General features: G+C 67.5%; 16 protein-coding genes. 5 read left to right on the top strand and 11 right to left on the bottom strand.

The window, feature by feature from the left end; all coding sequences use genetic code 11:
- Nucleotides 1-254: 254 nt before the first annotated feature.
- The 8 genes from A6745_RS11775 to A6745_RS11810 form a co-directional block, all read right to left on the bottom strand.
- Nucleotides 255-1,400 (bottom strand): mechanosensitive ion channel family protein, encoded by a 1,146-nt coding sequence (locus A6745_RS11775; protein WP_066127160.1) that lies wholly within the window; start codon nt 1,398-1,400, stop codon nt 255-257.
- A 447-nt stretch (nt 1,401-1,847) separates the two neighbouring features.
- Nucleotides 1,848-2,765, bottom strand: a complete 918-nt coding sequence (locus A6745_RS11780; RefSeq protein WP_066127165.1) for a LysR family transcriptional regulator — start codon at nt 2,763-2,765, stop codon at nt 1,848-1,850.
- 23 nt (nt 2,766-2,788) lie between these two features.
- Nucleotides 2,789-3,271: a YajQ family cyclic di-GMP-binding protein gene (locus A6745_RS11785; protein WP_066127169.1), complete on the bottom strand. Its 483-nt coding sequence runs from the start codon at nt 3,269-3,271 to the stop codon at nt 2,789-2,791.
- Between the two features lie 208 nt (nt 3,272-3,479).
- Nucleotides 3,480-5,069 carry a gamma-glutamyltransferase gene (gene ggt / locus A6745_RS11790; protein WP_066127172.1) on the bottom strand — a complete coding sequence of 530 codons (1,590 nt, stop codon included), beginning with the start codon at nt 5,067-5,069 and terminating at the stop codon, nt 3,480-3,482.
- 44 nt (nt 5,070-5,113) lie between these two features.
- Nucleotides 5,114-6,091, bottom strand: a complete 978-nt coding sequence (locus A6745_RS11795) for a Bug family tripartite tricarboxylate transporter substrate binding protein (RefSeq protein WP_066127175.1) — start codon at nt 6,089-6,091, stop codon at nt 5,114-5,116.
- A gap of 140 nt (nt 6,092-6,231) precedes the next feature.
- Nucleotides 6,232-6,948 (bottom strand): M23 family metallopeptidase, encoded by a 717-nt coding sequence (locus A6745_RS11800; RefSeq protein WP_082853029.1) that lies wholly within the window; start codon nt 6,946-6,948, stop codon nt 6,232-6,234.
- Between the two features lie 226 nt (nt 6,949-7,174).
- Complete coding sequence (locus tag A6745_RS11805) at nt 7,175-8,551, bottom strand: methyl-accepting chemotaxis protein (RefSeq protein WP_066127178.1); 1,377 nt, start codon at nt 8,549-8,551, stop codon at nt 7,175-7,177.
- Between the two features lie 182 nt (nt 8,552-8,733).
- A complete protein-coding gene (locus A6745_RS11810) occupies nt 8,734-10,110 on the bottom strand; it encodes a ClcB-like voltage-gated chloride channel protein (RefSeq protein WP_066127183.1) in 1,377 nt (458 codons plus the stop codon).
- A 283-nt stretch (nt 10,111-10,393) separates the two neighbouring features.
- Between A6745_RS11810 and A6745_RS11815 the strand changes: the two genes are divergently transcribed.
- The 5 genes from A6745_RS11815 (at nt 10,394) to A6745_RS11835 (ending at nt 13,910) form a co-directional block, all read left to right on the top strand.
- Nucleotides 10,394-10,711 (top strand): glycine zipper domain-containing protein, encoded by a 318-nt coding sequence (locus A6745_RS11815; RefSeq protein ID WP_066127185.1) that lies wholly within the window; start codon nt 10,394-10,396, stop codon nt 10,709-10,711.
- 61 nt (nt 10,712-10,772) lie between these two features.
- Entirely contained in the window at nt 10,773-11,333 is a 561-nt protein-coding gene (locus A6745_RS11820; RefSeq protein WP_066127188.1) for a hypothetical protein, read from the top strand.
- A gap of 169 nt (nt 11,334-11,502) precedes the next feature.
- Complete coding sequence (locus A6745_RS11825; protein ID WP_066127189.1) at nt 11,503-12,681, top strand: MFS transporter; 1,179 nt, start codon at nt 11,503-11,505, stop codon at nt 12,679-12,681.
- A gap of 199 nt (nt 12,682-12,880) precedes the next feature.
- A complete protein-coding gene (locus tag A6745_RS11830; protein ID WP_066127192.1) occupies nt 12,881-13,255 on the top strand; it encodes a hypothetical protein in 375 nt (124 codons plus the stop codon).
- Between the two features lie 271 nt (nt 13,256-13,526).
- The gene (locus tag A6745_RS11835; protein WP_066127193.1) at nt 13,527-13,910 is read left to right on the top strand and encodes a DUF4148 domain-containing protein; all 384 of its coding nucleotides are present in this window, start codon (nt 13,527-13,529) and stop codon (nt 13,908-13,910) included.
- 105 nt (nt 13,911-14,015) lie between these two features.
- Here A6745_RS11835 and A6745_RS11840 read toward each other — a convergent pair whose 3' ends face one another.
- The 3 genes from A6745_RS11840 to A6745_RS11850 form a co-directional block, all read right to left on the bottom strand.
- A complete protein-coding gene (locus A6745_RS11840; protein WP_066127194.1) occupies nt 14,016-14,897 on the bottom strand; it encodes a DMT family transporter in 882 nt (293 codons plus the stop codon).
- Nucleotides 14,898-14,905: 8 nt separating this feature from the next.
- The gene (locus A6745_RS11845) at nt 14,906-15,868 is read right to left on the bottom strand and encodes a helix-turn-helix domain-containing GNAT family N-acetyltransferase (RefSeq protein WP_066127197.1); all 963 of its coding nucleotides are present in this window, start codon (nt 15,866-15,868) and stop codon (nt 14,906-14,908) included.
- Nucleotides 15,869-15,999: 131 nt separating this feature from the next.
- The gene (locus A6745_RS11850) at nt 16,000-16,863 is read right to left on the bottom strand and encodes a pirin family protein (RefSeq protein WP_066127200.1); all 864 of its coding nucleotides are present in this window, start codon (nt 16,861-16,863) and stop codon (nt 16,000-16,002) included.
- Between the last annotated feature and the right edge of the window lie 83 nt (nt 16,864-16,946).

Genomic DNA, 16,946 nt, shown 5'->3' on the forward strand with positions numbered 1-16,946 from the left:
CGGGATCAGGCGGCCCCATCCATGCAGGCTTCCAGGTTCAGCAGCACCTCCTGGTCCGTCTGCAGGTACTGGGCGCTATCCCATTTGCGCAGCTTTTTTGCTTCCATGGAAGGTGTCCTGGTATTGCCTGGCCAATGACAGCGCGGCCTTGATTATCTTTTGATGGAGTGGACTTGTCCTCACCTGCCAGCAGGATCACTATCTCCGAGCCGCGCCGAGTGAAATAGGCGGTGGGCCCCACGGCCAGTGGCGGCTTACGCCGGCCCCAATGGCCCCAGCGCCCCCCCGCCCACCGCTCCTTCATCGGCCTTCTGGCTCGCCGGCGCGACATGATCGTGATGCGGTGGCTTCGGCTCGGCATCCTCTTCCTGCACCCGCACTCTCGGCAGATACTCGGGCCGGTTCTCGTGCACCCACGTGATCAGGCCCTCGCGGATCTTGCAGCGCAGGTCCCACGCCTCGCCCGAGCCGCGCGCGCTGACCAGCGCCCGGATCTGCATGGCGCGGTCGGTGGTGTCCGTGACCTGCAGCACGCAGACACGGCCGTCCCACTCGGTGGTGGCTTCGCATAGCCGCTTCAGCTCTTCGCGCAGCGGGTCCAGCGGTGTGCGGTAATCCACCCACAGGAACACCGTGCCGATCAACTGCGAGGTCGTGCGCGTCCAGTTCTCGAACGGGTTCTCGATGAACCACTGCAGCGGCACGACCAGGCGGCGTTCGTCCCAGATACGGATGACGACGTAGGCGCCGGTGATTTCCTCCACCCGGCCCCATTCGCCTTTCACGATCAGCACGTCGTCGATGCGGATGGGCTGCGTCAGCGCGATCTGCAGACCCGCGATCACGTTGCCCAGCACGGGCTTGGCCGCGAAACCCGCCACCAGGCCCAGCAGCCCGGCGGAGGCCATGATGCTGGCGCCGATCTGGCGCGCGCCGGGCAGGGTCAGCAACATGGCTGCGAGGCCGATCACCAGGATCATCAGGTTCACGCATCGCCCCAGCACGCGCGTCTGCGTCTGGATGCGGCGCGCGTCCAGGTTGTCGGCCACGTCGGCGGGATTGAGCATGACGATGCCGTCGGCCACGCCTTCGCAACTGCGCATGGCCAGCCAGGTCAGCATGCCGATCAGCACCAGGCGCGACACCATGGAGATCAGCGGCAAGCCTGGCAGCGTATCGGGCGCGCCCTGCAGCACGACGTGGAAGGCAAATGCGATCAACAGCCAGAGGCTGGGTACGTAGGCACGGCTGACGACCAGCGACGCCAGCGGCCGCTTGCGCGTGACGCGGCGCAGGACGACCGCGCCGACGCGGTGCGCCAGCCAGGCAAGGCCGACGCCGATCACCGCGGCGACGGCGAACACGAGCAGGGAATGGCGCGTGACGAACTCGGGTTCCATCGAAGGGGCTCCCGATGGCGATGAGACGGATACAGCCCATACCGTACCGAAGATTGCCGCACCGCAACACCGCTCTGGCAGTTTTTTTACAACCGGATCGATTTGGTCAAGGCGGCGGCCTGAGTGTCTGGCGATGCCCCGTGGGCCACCAGCGGCCCGCCGCCTTTGCCCCAGCGTCCGGGGCCGCGCAGCTGGAAATCGCGCCCTTCCTGAAGGTTGGGGCCGGAGGAGAATCCGGTGAAGGGCGCCTTGCGGTGCCCTCCAGCCCGTTCCCGCGTGAGGGCGGAAATAGGGGCCGGAGACATATTACCTGCTGTGATCGAATATTTAAGATCTCGACGCCATTGTTGACATTGCTTGTCGGATTGTTGACGTTGCTTGTCATTCGCGCACTTCTTGCGCAGACCGTTGCGCTATCCCCACGAGGGATGGGCTGCGCTGGCGCCGCTACCAGCTCTCGTCTTCGCCGCCCTGCCGCCGGGCCTCGAAGTGCTCGGCCAGGAAATCCACGAACAGCCGCACCTTGGCCGAAAGATGGTGCTTCTCGGGAAACACCGCGTAAATGTCCGCGGGCGGCAAGGCGTAGTCAGCCAGCACCTGCTCCAGCCGTCCGCTGCGCAGATAGCGCGCCAGATCCCATTCGGCGCGCTGCAGGATGCCCAGCCCCGCCAGGCCCCAGGTCATGGTGACCTCGCCATCGTTGCTGCTGAGGTTGCCGCGCACCTTCACGGTCTCGCTGGCGCGGCCCCGCGTGAAGCGCCACAGGTTGTAGGCGGCCTCGTTCTGGCGCAGCAGGATGCATTGGTGCCGCAGCAGGTCGTGCGGCGCATCGGGCCGGCCATGCTCGTCCAGATAACGCGGCGCCGCGCACACCAGGCGGCGGTTGGGCGCGATCTTGCGGGCGATCAGCCGCGTATCGGGCAGGTCGCCGAAGCGGATGGCCAGGTCGAAGCCATCGCGCACGAAATCCACGGCGTGATCGGTCAGCTCAAGCTGGATGCCCACCGCCGGATGCCGGCGGCAGAACACCGCCACCGCGGGCGCGATGTAGCTGCGGCCGAAGCCCAGCGGCGCGTTCACTTTCAAGAGCCCGCCGGGTTCGGCCTGGCGGCTGGAGATCAGCCGGTCCAGGTCTTCGAGCTCGCCCAGGATGCGGCGGGCGTTCTCCAGGTACAACTCGCCTTCGGCGGTCAGCCCGATGCGGCGCGTGCTGCGGTTCAGCAGCCGCACGCCCAGCCGGGCTTCGATCTGCGCCAGCCGTTTGCTGACGGCGGCGGGTGTCACGCCCAGTTCGCGCGCGGCGGCGGAAAAGCTGCCGGCGCGCACCAGCTCGACCACCAGCGCGAGTTCCTGGGAATGCCCCATGGCCGCCGGCGCGCGCGTGGGGCTCAGTCGCGGAAGTTCTCGAACTGCAGCGGCAGGTCGACGTCGGTCTTGCGCAGCAGCGCCATGACGGCTTGCAGGTCGTCGCGCTTCTTGCCGGTGATGCGCAGCTTGTCGCCGTTGATCTGGCTCTCGACCTTCATCTTGCTGGCCTTGATGGCGGCGACCAGCTTCTTGGCCGTGGCCTGCTCGATGCCCTGCTTGATGGTGACCTTCTGGCGCGCGCCGCCCAGGTTTTCCAGGGGGTCGGCGACGTCCATGCAACGCACGTCGATGTTGCGCGCCGACAGGCGGCCACGCAGGATGTCCAGCATCTGCTTCAATTGGAACGCGGATTCGGCGACCTGGGTCACGTCGTAGCCTTCCAGCTCGAAGCTGGCCTTCGTGCCCTTGAAATCGAAACGCGTGGACAGTTCACGATTGGCTTGGTCGACCGCGTTGGTCAACTCGTGCTTGTCGACCTCGGAAACGACGTCGAAACTGGGCATGGCAGTGATCCTCTTGCTTGCTTGAAGTTGGGAATACCGCAGTTTATGCCGATTCGCGGCGCGCCATCCGCCGCGCAGGCGCGCCAGGCATGGCTATCGGACCTGGACGGCCATGCCTGTACTGCGGGCCCAGCGCGAAGAATGCCTGCCGATCCTCCAGGCGATGCGGCCGGTGTTCATGGTTCCACAATCGCCACGCGGCCGGGATTCAGAACCCGACGGCCTGCCCGTCGCGGCGCGAATCCGACGCCGCGATGTAGCCGTATTCGCCGCGCTGGATCAACTGCGCCGCGCCGAAATCCAGGCTCAGCGGCGGCGCCACCGTCAGGTTGTGGCCACGGTCGCGCAGCGCCTGCGCCACGTCGGCCGGCAGATGCGACTCCACCGTCACCACCGGACCGTTCTCGACGCGGAAGCGCGGCGCGTCGCAGAGGGCCTGCGGGTTCTGGTGGAACGCGCCCAGGCGCGCCATCACCTGCAGGTGCCCCTGCGCCTGCATCGAGCCGCCCATCACGCCGAACGCCATCACCGGCTGGCCGGCGCGGGTGACGAAGCCCGGAATGATGGTGTGCAGCGGACGCTTGCCCGGCGCCACGCGGTTGACGTGGCCCGGCGTCAGCACGAAGCCGCAGCCCCGGTTGTGCAGCGAGATGCCCGTGTCCGGCACCACCACGCCAGACCCGAAGCCGTGGTAGTTGGACTGGATGAAGGACACCATGGTGCCATCGGCATCGGCCGCGGCCAGGTACACCGTGCCGCCCACCGGCGGCGCGCCCGCGCCCGGCGCGCCGGCGCGGTCCATCGACACCAGCCTGGCGCGCTCGGCCAGATAGGCCGGGTCCAGCAACTGCGACGTGTCCACCTTCATGGTGGCCGGGTCGGAGATGTGGTGATGCAGGTCGGCGAAGGCCAGCTTCATGGCTTCCAGGCCGACGTGATAGAAATCGGCGCTGTCGCGGCCCATCGATTCCAGGTCGAAGCGATCCAGGATGCCCAGGGCGATCAGCGCGGCGATGCCCTGGCCGCTGGGCGGGATCTCGTGCAGCGTGTAGCCGCGGAAATCCTGCGTCACCGGCTCGACCCACATCGGCTGGTGGGCCGCCAGGTCTTCGGCGCGCAACGCGCCGCCGGTGTTGCGGGCGTGCGCGTCGATGCGCGAGGCCAGTTCACCGCGATAGAAGCTTTCGCCGCCGCTTTCGGCGATCAGGCGCAGCGTGCGCGCCTGCTCGGGAAAGCGCCAGTGCTCGCCCGCGTGCGGCGCGCGGCCCAGGCGCAGGAACGCTTCCTTGAAGCCCGGCTGCCCGGCCAGCTTGTCCGCCTGCGCCGCCCATTGGCGGGCCACCGTGGGCGACACCGCGAAGCCCTCCTCGGCATAGGCGATCGCCGGTTCGAACAGGCGCGCGAACGGCAGCTTGCCGTGCCGGTCGGACAGCGCCTTCCAGCCCGCCACCTGGCCGGGCACGGTGACCGTGTCCCAGCCGATGGGCGGCATGGCGTCGCGGCCGGCGAAGTACTCGTCCGTCCAGCCCGCCGGCGCCACGCCGGTGGAGTTCAGGCCCTGCAACTGGCCGTCTTTCCAGACCTGCACGAACATGTCGCCGCCGATGCCGTTCATCACCGGCTCGACCACCGTCAAGGCCATGGCGGTGGCCAGGGCCGCGTCGACCGCGTTGCCGCCCTGCAGCAGCATGCGCAGGCCCGCCTGCGCGGCCAGCGGCTGGCTGGTGCTGACCACATTGCGCGCCAGCACGGGCATCTTCTGGGAGGGATAAGGGAACGACCAATCGCAGGACGACATGAATGAACTCGGCGATGAATGAAAAAAACGAACCTTGCTGCCGCTTACTGCAGCGACATGCCCGATTGCTTGATCAGGGCCTCGGTGCGCGGCAGCTCGGCGTCGACCATCTTCTCGAAGTCGGCGACCGAACCGCCGACCGGCTCGGCGCCGGTGGTGGCCAGCTTGGCACGGAAGTCCTGGTCCTTCAGGGCACGGTTGATCGAGGCGTTGAGCTTCTCGACGATCGGCTTGGGCGTGCCCTGGGGCGCGACGATACCGTACCAGGGCGCCACGTCATAGCCGGGGTAGCCCTGTTCGGCCACCGTCGGGACGTTCGGCGCCATTTCCGAACGCTTGGCGGTCGAGATGGCCAGCGCGTTCAGCTTGCCCGACTGCACGTAGGGCAGCGCGGTCATGATGGTGTCGAAGTACATGGAGACCTGGCCGCTGAGCAGGGCCGGGATGGCGTCGCCGGCGCCCTTGTAGGGCACGTGCACGATGTCGATGCCGGTCAGCTGCTTCAGCAGCTCGCCTGCCAGGTGCGAGGTGGTGCCCGCGCCGAACGAGGCGTAGGTCAGCTTGCCCGGGTTCTTCTTGGCGTACGCGATCATCTCGGGCAGCGTCTTGAAGGGCTCGTTCGGGTTCGACAGCAGGATGTTCGGCGTGATGGCCACGACCGCCACCTTCTCGAACGAGGCGGGATCGTAGCTCAGGTTCTTGTACAGGAAGCGGTTGGTGACCATCGAGGCCGGGCCCGACATCAGCAACGTGTAGCCGTCGGCCGGCGAGCGGGCGGCGGCCGAACTGCCGATGGCGGCGGCGGCGCCAGGCTTGTTCTCGACGATGACGCTCTGGCCGTATTCCTTGCCCAGGGCCTGGCCCAGTTGGCGCGAGATCAGGTCGGTGGCGGCGCCGGCCGAGAACGGCACGATGATCTTGATGGGCCGGTCGGGCCAGTTGTCGGCGCTTTGCGCCGAGACCGGCAGAATGGTCGCGCCAGCCAGCAGGCCCAGGCCCAGCACGTAATGTTTGATGCCCATGGCAATCCCCTTGTGCGTTATCGAATGATCGCGCTGGTCAGTGCCAGGCGCGAGTCCGCTATTAGAAGCGCCGCAATGGCCGCATGAAGGGACCACTTCCGCACTGCAACAAGGAACCAATGCCCAGGGAAAACCCTGACTCAACGCTTGGGCAGGGCGCCCAGGGGGTTCACGGGCTTGCCGTTCTGGCGCAGTTCGAAGTAGACCGCCACGCGGGAAGCGTCGCTGCTGCCCATCTCGGCGATGGTCTGCCCCTGCTTGACGGCCTGGCCCTGCTTCACCAGCAGCTTGTGGTTATGGCCATAGATGCTGAGGAACCCCCCGGCATGCCGCACGATGACCAGGTTGCCGTAGCCGCGCAGGCCGTTGCTGGCGTATTCCACCGTGCCCGCGGCGGCCGCCTTGACCGGCGTGCCGGTCTTGTTGGCGATGGTGATGCCCTTGGAGCTGACACCGTTGTAGCCGGACACCATCACGCCCTCGGCGGGCCAGGTCAGGGAAATGCCGCGTACGGGCGTCGCGGGCGAATCGGGAATGGGCGCGCGCCCCTTGGGCCTGGGCGAAGTGGGCTTCGGCTCGGAATCGGCCGCGCCGGGGCTGTCCTCTCCGGGCGGCCGCACGCGCAGGATCTGGCCTTCGCTGATGCGGTCGGCGTTGGGCAGTCCGTTCCAGCGCACCAGATCGCCGACCGACTGCCCGGTGTCGCGCGCGATCTTGGTCAGCGTGTCGCCTTCCTGCACGCGATATTGGCCCGGACCGACCTTGGTGGCGGCGCAGGCGGCCAGCAGGGCCAAAGCCAGCACGCCGCCCGCCAGCCGCGCCCGCCGCCCCCCGCCCGGCCCCGCGCCGGCCGACATCGTGGGCGGAACAGGATGAAGAGGCACGGGTGAAATGAGCGGCAGCGACACGGTCCGGAGGGCGGGAGAATGTAAATGTAAATTTGGCCCGCCAAGGGTACCAAGAAATGCCGGCCTTATCCGCCGCCAATTATGGCCGGGCGTAAAGGCTGTAAGAAGGCATGTAAAAAACGCCCTGCGCCGACCGTTTCAAAGGCAGCCGGCGCGAGGCGGACAGGGTGGTCCCTCAGGCCGCCCGCAGCCGGGGCACCGCCACCAGGATGCGCGGAGACGGCGAGGTCGGACCGCTGCCCACCGCCTGCGCCGTCAGGTCGTGCGTCACCTCGCCCAGGCAGGCGGATTGCGTCAGCGACACGTCCACCACCTCGCCCATGATCTCGGTCACGCTGCGCGCCGACGACACGATCTCTTCCATCGTCGTGCCCGCCTGGCGGACCTGCTCGGCGCCGCGCTCGACCTGCTGGCGCGACGAGTGGATCAGGCTCTTGATCTCCTTGGCCGCCGACGCGCTGCTCTGCGCCAGGTTGCGGACCTCGGAGGCCACCACCGCGAAACCCTTGCCGTGCTGCCCCGCGCGCGCGGCCTCGACCGCGGCGTTCAGGGCCAGGATGTTGGTCTGGAAGGCGATGTTGTCCATCACGCCGATGATGTCCGAGATCTTGCGCGAACTGGCCGTGATGGCATCCATCGCGCCGATCACGCCCTGCACGGTCTGCCCGCCGGCCTCTGCCACGCGGCAGGCGTCCAGGGCCAGCCGATTGGCCTGTCCCGCGCGCTCGGCGTTCTCGGTCAGGCCCTGCACGGCCTCGCGCAGCGTCTGCGCCGCCGTGAAACGTCGCGTGATGTCGGTGGCGTACTTCACCACCTTGAACGGCCGGCCATCGGCATCCAGGATGGGGTTGTAGCTGGCCTCTATCCATACCTCGCGGCCCCCCTTGCCGATGCGCAGGTATTGGCCGGCATCGTGCGCGCCATTGCCCAGCTTGCGCCAGAAATCGGCGTAGGCCGCGCTGCGACGCTCGTCCGGCTGCACGAACATGCCGTGATGCTCGCCCACGATCTCGTCCAGCCGGTAGCCCATGGCCCGCAGGAACAGGTCGTTGGCGTGCAGGATGGTGCCGTCCAGGTCGAACTCGATCACCGCCTGCACCTTCGAGATGGCCGCCAGCTGGCCCTGCGCATCGTCGTTGCGCCGCTGCTCATCGGTGACGTCGGTGGCGTACTTCACCACCTTGAACGGCCTGCCCTGGCGGTCGCGGACGGGGTTGTAGCTGGCCTGCAGCCAGACCTCGTGGCCGTCGTGCGCCACGCGCCGGTAGCGCCCGGCGTCGTGCATGCCCTCGCCCAGCCGGCGCCAGAATTCGGCGTAGGCCTCGGATTCGCGCACGTCCTCGTCGACGAACATGCAATGATGCTGGCCGACGATCTCGTCCAGGTCGTAGCCCATGGTGTCGAGGAAGTTCTGGTTGGCCGCCAGCACGTGGCCGCCCAGATCGAACTCGATGACCGCCTGGGAGCGGTGGATGGCCTCGATCTGGCCGTACAGGTCAGCCAGATGGCGCTGGCGGGTACGGCCCAGAATGTTGTCCAGGAAGCGCGACATTTGCACACCCCTCCCCCGGGCATGCCGGAGCGTTCATGGAATTCACCGTACTGCAATTTCTGGATGTTGTAGATGAAACATATCTTGTCAATCAAAGATGAACATCAGGGTTATCGCTAACACCGGATCTCGATTTTGATTCATTGACATACGCCCCCGCGGAGGATGCGAGGCCGCGCCCCTCAGTCTTCGCGGCCCTTGGGCAGGCGCGCGCCCAACAGCGCCTGCACCCGGCGGTTGCGGGCCAGCGAGCGTGAATACATCGAATCGGGCCGCAGCCCCCGCGCGATCACGAAGCCGGTGACGCAGGCCAGCATCAGCGGCAGCATGGCCTCGTAGCTCAGCGTCATCTCGAAGATCATCAGGATGGACATCAGCGGCGCGTGCGTGGACGCCGCCAGCAGCGCTCCCATGCCGACCACCGCATAACTGCTGACCGACGACACCGAGCCCGCCGGCAGCATGCCGTGCAGCGCGGCGCCGTACAGATGGCCCATCGCCGCGCCCACGAACAGCGTGGGGGTGAAGATGCCGCCCACCGCGCCGGAACCGACGCTGCCGGCCGTGGCCACGATCTTCATCAGCAGCAGGATGGCCACGGCCTGCCAGGCCCACGGCTGGTGCAGCATGGAATTGACCACGCTGTAGCCGTTGCCCCACACTTCGGGCCAGCCGATGGAGATGGCGCCCACCACCAGGCCGCCCGCCGCCAGCCGCGCCCACAACGGGCGGACCAGGCGCGTGAAACCCTGCTTGGCGCCATCGAGCAACGCCAGGTAATACGGCGCCGTGACGCCGGCCAGCAGGCCCAGCCCCAGGTAATTCAGCACCTCCCAGCCCGACACGAAGTCGAAGGCAGGCATGTGATAGACGGCGTCGTAGTTCAGCAACTGGCGCGTGACCATGTTGGCCGCCACCGACGACACGATCAACGGCACCAGCGTGGCCGACGACACCGCGCCGTAGACGATCTCCGATACGAACAACGCCCCCGCGATGGGCGCGTTGTAGGCGGCGGTGATGCCCGCGGTGGCGCCGCAGGCCACCAAAAGCCGCAGATGACCGGGCGGCAGCACCAGGAAGCGGCCCAGCACCGAGGACAGCATGGCGGCCAATTGCACCATCGGCCCTTCGCGGCCGATGGAGGCGCCCGAACTGATCGAACTGAGCGACGCCATGCTGCGCGCCAGCGTCTGGCGCAGGCCGACGATGCCGCGGCCCAGCGCGATGGCTTCCATGTAGTCGCCCGCGCCGCGCCGGGGAAGCCGCGTGTTGGCCCATTGCAGGATCAGCCCCGCCACCACGCCGCCCGATGCGGGCAAAAGCAGCCGCTCCCACCAGGCCAGGCCGCGCGCCAGGGACACCATCCCGTGCGCGGGCGCGCCGCCGAGCCACGCCTGCACGAATTCGAGCGACTCGCGGAAGGCCACGGTGGCCAAGGCCCCCAGGATGCCGGCCACGGCGGCCGCCAGCAGCGTGGCGGGCAGGCGGTCGGCGACGAGTTGGCGCCGTACCCAGGCGGCGCCGGGTACGCGCCACGGTTTCAGCGGCGGGAACATGGGCCGGAATTGTAGTCTCCGTCGCAACGGAACGTATCGAATTGCGCCTCTGCTGACGGCAGGACAGCAGGGGGGGAGCCGCACGGGAAACAGCCGCTTACGCCTCGTAGCCAAACCCTAGCCTGCCGGATGGCGTCGCGCTCAGAATGGTTTCCAGCCCTGCCTGCGGGGCATCGCCCGGGTGCCCCTTGCAATGCAACGTACCCGCTGGCCGTGCATTGCAACCAGGCAGCCTTCGCAACTCCCGCGGCGCGGCGCGCCGCTTCGGACAAGGAGCCAGACAATGTCTAATCTTCGCCATGCTCTCTCGGACGCCAAGCTCGAAGAAGCCAAGGAATCGGTGCAATCGCTGCTGACGCGCGTGGACCAGTTGCTGGAATCGAATGCAGCCCACGCCGAAGACGCGGCCCGTGGGGTGGCCCACCGCGTCAAGCGCCAGGCACACGGATTGCGGCGCATGGCCCGGTCGCGCAACGTCAAGCGCGTCGCTGCCCGCACCGACCGCTACGTGCACCGGAACGCCTGGAAATCCATCGGCCTGGCCGTGGTGGTCGGCGTCGTGGCGGGCGCCCTGTCGTCGGCGACCGCCCTGCGCCGCTGAAGCGCGACCGGACTGGCGCCGTGCCGGTCCCCGCGGCGGCGCTCACGGAAAGGAGCGTTCCATGTCTTTGATCGTCGCTGCACGCTTTGAGACCTTCCCCGCCGCGGAAGAGGCGGCCCGCAAGCTGTTCGCCTGCAATTTCCCCGAGGAGGCGGTGAACATCTTCTTCGTCAACCCGCCCGGCTGGCACGACCGCCATCCGCTGGGTGGCGACCGCACCGCCGACCCCGACGCGCGGGGCGCCAGCAAGGGCGCCCTCATGGGCGCCGGCCTGCTGGCCACGCTGGGCGCGGCCGTGGGCGCGGGCATCCTGTTCGCGCTGGGCAGTACCGGTTTCGAACTGGTGGTCGCCGCAGGCTTGGGCGCCTACGTCGGATCGTTGATGGGCGCCATGCGCCGCGCGGGCCGCCGCAGCAAACGCCAGCCCGGCCACCCGGACGTACAGGTGCGTCCCTCGGGCGTGCTGGCGGCCGTGCAGGTGTCGCCGCAACAGGAAGCGCAGGCAGCGCAGATCCTGCGCGACGCGGGCGGCGTGGACGTGGAACGCGCAAATGGCCGCTGGCGCGACGGCAAGTGGGTCGACTTCGATCCGGTGCAGCCGCCCCAGCCGGAACCTCACTGACGAAGCCTGCGCGCGGTCTGGCGTAAACCAGGACTGCGCGCGGTTCTTTGTATAAGTACAATACCAACCTCAGACGCCGCTTTGCGGCGCCCTCGCCGTTCCCCCATTCCCCCGCCTCCCGCACCGCCTCGCGCGATGCGCGTCCGGCGCTTCGCGCTTTACCCGTGGCATGCCGCAACAAGATGCTTTCGACTTCAAGAAGATCGCCATTCCGGCGTTCGGCCCCTCCCTTTTCTACGGCCTGAGCAACGGCGCCATCATGCCGGTGGTCGCCCTGACCGCGCGCGAACTGGGCGCCTCGGTGGCGGTGGCCGGGCTGATCGCCGCGCTGATCGGCATCGGCTCGCTGATCAGCAACATCCCTTCGGCCCTGCTGACTGAACGTTTCGGGGAAAAGCGCGCCATGATGGGCGCCGCGGCGTTGAGCATCGCCGGGCTGCTGATGGCCATCATCGCGCCGCACGTCTGGGTGCTGGCGGTGGCCATGTTGATGCAGGGCGTGGCGCAGTCGGTGTTCCAGCTGGCGCGGCAAAGCTACATGATCGAGATCGTGCCCCTGCACCTGCGTGCCCGGGCGCTGTCCACGCTGGGCGGCACGACGCGGATCGGCACCTTCGTCGGCCCGTTCGCCGGCGCGGCGCTGATCCATTTCCTGGGGCTGGACGGCGCCTATTGGGTCGCCACCGCCGCCATGCTGGTCGCCGGCCTGATCGCCATGACCGCTCCCGACATGGAACCCAAGGAAACCGGCGGCGCCAACGGCCCTCGCGTGGGCATCGCCCAGGTCGCTCGCAGCCACGGCCAGGTCTACATGACCCTGGGCGTGGGCGTGATGCTGGTCAGCGCGCTACGGGCCTCGCGGCAGGTGGTCATCCCGCTGTGGGCCGACCACCTCGGCCTGGACGCCACCACCACGTCGCTCATCTACGGCCTGGTCGCGGCGGTGGACATGTCCGTGTTCTATCCGGCGGGCAAGGTGATGGATCTGCGCGGCCGCGTCTGGGTGGCCTTGCCATGCGCGCTGCTGATGGGAGGCAGCCTGATGGCGATTCCGCTCACTGGGGGAATGATCAGCTTCATCCTGGTGTCCTTGCTGCTGGGGTTCGGCAACGGCATCGGTTCGGGCATCGTGATGACCCTGGGCGCGGACTCGGCCCCGCCCGCCGCGCGCGCCCAGTTCCTGGGCATCTGGCGCTTCATGGCCGACCTGGGCACCAGCGGCGGCCCGGTCGCGCTGTCGGGACTGACCGCCATGGCGTCGCTGGGCGCGGCGTCCTTCGGAGTCGGCACCCTGGGACTGATCGCCGCCGCGGTGTTCTGGCGATGGTTGCCGAGACGCGTCTCCTGAGTCGGAAAAACCTCATATTTCAAAACAATACTAGCTGTTATACTCGAATTGTTTATGGTCGTTGAATTATAAATTTCAGAATACTGACTTTATCCTGAACGTGGCGCCACGCAGAATGCAGTCACCGGGAACGCAACGAGCCGAGGCGGAATACGCCGCCCGGGTTCGCTCCCTGGACTGATGACCGAGGAGGTCCGCCATGCAAACCCTTACCCTGACCACCGCAGCCCTGACGCTATCCGCCCTGATCGGTGCCCCCGCCCACGCGGACAACGTCGAACCCAACAACACCCCGTTCCAGGGCGTCTACAGCCGGCACGATGCCGGCGCTGCCGACCGCGCCCAGATCAAGGCAGACCTGGCCCATGCCAGGGCCCACGGCCTGGTGTCCAACGTCGAACCCAACAACCTGCCCTTCCAGGCGGCCGCGCAGGCCGGCAAGACCCGCACCCAGGTGAAGGCGGAGCTGGCCGAGGCCCATGCCCGAAACCAGGTCTCGAACGTCGAGCCCAACAACCTGCCTTTCCAGGGCAGGTCCCGCCCCGCGCCTGCGCAGTTGGCCAGCAACCGGTGACCCTGCCGTGCCAGTTCCGCCTGGCATGCGAACGCGGCGGGCCCTTGCGGCCCGCCGTGAGGGATTTCGCCCGGCCATTGGCCCAAAAACGTTGATATTAAAAGATACAAAACTCCATTTGTTGATTTTTTGGAATAATCATTTTCGGAATACAGGGTTTATCCTTAGTTCTGTGCGGAGCAGAATTCAGTCCATCGGGAAACAAACACGAACCTTGACGGAAATGACCCGCCAGATTCGGTCCCAGGACTGATGACCAAGGAGGTCTACCATGAAAGCCCTTACCCTTACCGCCGCCGCCCTAGCCATGTCGACCCTGATCGGCGCCACCGCTTACGCCGCCGACAACGTCGAACCCAACGACACCCCCTTCCAGGGCGTCTACGGCCAACCCGACAGCAACGTCACCCGCACCCAGGTCGAAGCCGAACTGGCCCAGGCAAAAGCGAACGGCCTGGTGTCGAACGTCGAGCCCAACGCCCAGCCCTTCCAGGCCGTTGCCCGGACCGAATCGGCCGGCAAGACCCGCGACCAGGTGGTTGCTGAACTGGTCCAGGCCCGTGCCCGCGGCCTGGTGTCGAACGTCGAACCGAACGACCTGCCCTTCCAGGGCGCCTACCATCCGGCGCCTTCGCAACTGGCCAGCGGCGAATAAGCAAGACCAGGCAACACCGGCGAATGAACCGCGCACCCCGAAAGTCGGACATCGATCCAACCTTTGGGGTGTTTTTCATGGCGGAGCTTGACGAGCGATCCCAGCTCAAGGCAGCGCCCGTGATCGTGTCGCCAGAAAAAGGCCGAGGCAGACCAGCGCCAAGGCGAGCATCACTTCCGCCGCAGGGAGCCGCTTGCCGAGCAATGCTTCGAGCACGGCGGCCGTGACGGGTCCAAGCGCCTGAAATGCGGCAACCTTGCTGGCCTCCAGCTTCGCCAAGGCCCAGAGCCAGCAGAAGTATCCGACCCCGCTGGACACGCCGATGAAACCCACCGCCAACCACTGCGGGGGAGTCAGCGCGGGCATGAGCGGTTCGGATACCGCCAGGCAGTACGCCGACAAGAAGAGAACCGCGGCCAGCATGGCAAGCCGGCACGTCGCCAGCGCGGGGTAACGCCGCAGGTACGGGCGATACAGCAGGCTGGTGGATGCCCCGATGACCGTGGCGCCCACCGCCGCGGCGATCCCGAACCCCGCCCCCCGGACCGTGCCCGCGGCGGCTGGCGCCGCGAGCAGCAGGTAGGCCACCCCGCCGAAGGCCATCGCGATCCCGGCCGAGCGCCACGCGTCGAACCGTTCTCGCCGCGCCATGACGGCCAGGCACATCGTCATCAATGGCATCGTCGAGAAGACCAGCGCGCACGTCGTGGCCGGCACCGAGATCAGCGCATGATTGAGCAACAGGATCAGGATGGCGAACTGGAAGATCCCCAGCACGGCAATGCCGACGGCGTCCCTTGGGGCATACGAGGGAAAGCGCGCCCGGTGCAAGGGCAGGAGCAGGACCAGGACGCCGATCAGATAGCGCAGGAATGCCAGCGTTGCGGGCGGCACATCCGGGGAAACCATCCTCGTCAGGACCATCGCCGCCCCCACGAGCGTTCCCACCGCCGCGGCGGCCGCCAGCGCGTCCAGGTCCTTGCCCATTGCTCAGTTCATGCCGTCGCGGCGCTCACCGCGCGCCTGCGTGTGAACTGCTGCTCCGTCACGACGCTTCCCCATTGCTGGCCGACCTCCTGGCAGGTCAACTCGAATCCCAGCGCCTCGTACAGCCGGCGCGCCGCCGCCAGGCCCTCGAACGTCCAAAGCTGGATCGAGGGAAAGCCGAACTGATCGCAGAACCGCACCGCTTCGGTCAGCAGGCGGCGGCCGATCCCGGACCCTCGGCAGCCGTCGTCCAGAATGAACCATCTCAGATGCGCCTGATGGTTGCCCAGGTCTTCGCCGTCTATGGCGATCGAACCCACGATGCGCTCATTGAGCACCGCGGTCCAGACACGGTTGCAAGGCGCCCCCAATCTGCCGGCGAACTCGGCGACGCCCGCCGCAACCTGGCTCTCGAAGAACTGGCCGAATCCCGCATGCCTGGAATAGAAGGCTGCGTGCATCTCGGCCATCCGGCCGATGAGCCCCGGCCGGTATCCCTGTTCGATCCTGACGGGATCGCCAGCGGGAGCACTGGCGGCCTGACGAGCCGCTCTCAGCGCACGGGCATATTCGGCAAGTCCCTGGGCGACAGCCTGCTGCTGCGAGGGATTGAGATGCCGCATCGCCGTCACGACCTGGCGCCTGCCGAACGCGTGGATGTCCTGGACCGACGCCCGTCCCCTGGGCGTCAGCACCAGTTGCTTCTGGCGCGCATCCGCTGGCGCGGGCTCCTCGGCGATTTCTCCCGCGGCGATGAGCTTTGCCAGCATGCGGCTGATGCTCGACTTGTCCAGCCCCAACGCCACGACGAGCTGCGCCGCGGTGGTCGCGCCCCGGCCGTCGATCTCCAGCAAGGCATGCACCGCCGAGGCCGAATAGGACGTGCCGGCCAGGGTCGGCTGCATGAATCCCAGCTCTCTCACCAGGGTGCGAGAAGCCGAACGGATCTCGTCGACGGACTTCTGGGACATGGACACGATGCTTCCTCCATAGTTGGTCAATACAACTTATAAGTTGCAATATACAACCAAATAGGGAAGAGGCATCCCGGGGCGGCAGGGATTGCCCATAGGACAAACCCTGATGACGGCTGCACAGGCCCTCAGGCCGGGATGCCGCCGAACCGCCCGCTCTGGAAGTCGCGGAAGGCCTCGATGATCTCGGCCTGCGAATTCATCACGAAGGGGCCATGGCCCACGATGGGCTCGTCGATCGGCTCGCCGGTCAGCACCAGCAGCTTGGCGTCCTCGCTGGCCGACAGCGCCACGCCTTCGCCGTCACGGTCCAGCACCGCGACCTGGCCACTGCGCAATGCGGTGCCGCCGACCGACAGGGAACCGCTCAACGCGACCACCGCGGCATTGTGGCCAGCCGGCAGCGGCAACGCCAACTGGGCGCCCTGGTTCAGGCGCGCGTCCCAGACGTTCACCGCGGTGAACGTCTGCGCCGGGCCACGGGCCGATCCATACTGTCCGGCGATCACGCGCAGCGTGCCGGCGCCATCGGGCAGCGAGACCTGCGGGATGTCGCGGGACAGCAGCGCCTGGTAGCGCGGCGGGCGCATCTTGTCGCGGGCGGGAAGATTCACCCACAACTGCGCCATTTCCAGCCGCCCGCCGCGCCGGGCAAAGGCCTGCGAATGAAATTCTTCATGCAGGATGCCGCCCGCGGCCGTCATCCACTGCACATCGCCCGGACCGATGACGCCGCCCTGGCCGGTCGAGTCGCGATGCTCGACCTCGCCGTCGTAGACGATGGTGACCGTCTCGAAGCCCCGATGCGGATGCTCGCCCACCCCGCGCCGGCGCTGCGTGGGCTCGAACTCGGCCGGACCGGCATGGTCCAGCAGCAGGAACGGGCTCAGATGCCCGGCCGCTCCGTGATATGAAAACAGGGAGCGCACCGGAAAACCGTCGCCCACCCAATGAGAACCCGGCGCGCTGCGCACGCCCAACACATGTTTCATGGCAACCTCCTGGCGCAACGACGCGCCGCGATCGCACGACGATAGTCCGGCCGCGCCCATCCGCATAGCGCCACCCGCGGCAA

Source organism: Bordetella ansorpii, from assembly GCF_900078705.1.
Classification (GTDB): Bacteria; Pseudomonadota; Gammaproteobacteria; order Burkholderiales; family Burkholderiaceae_B; genus Bordetella; species Bordetella ansorpii_A.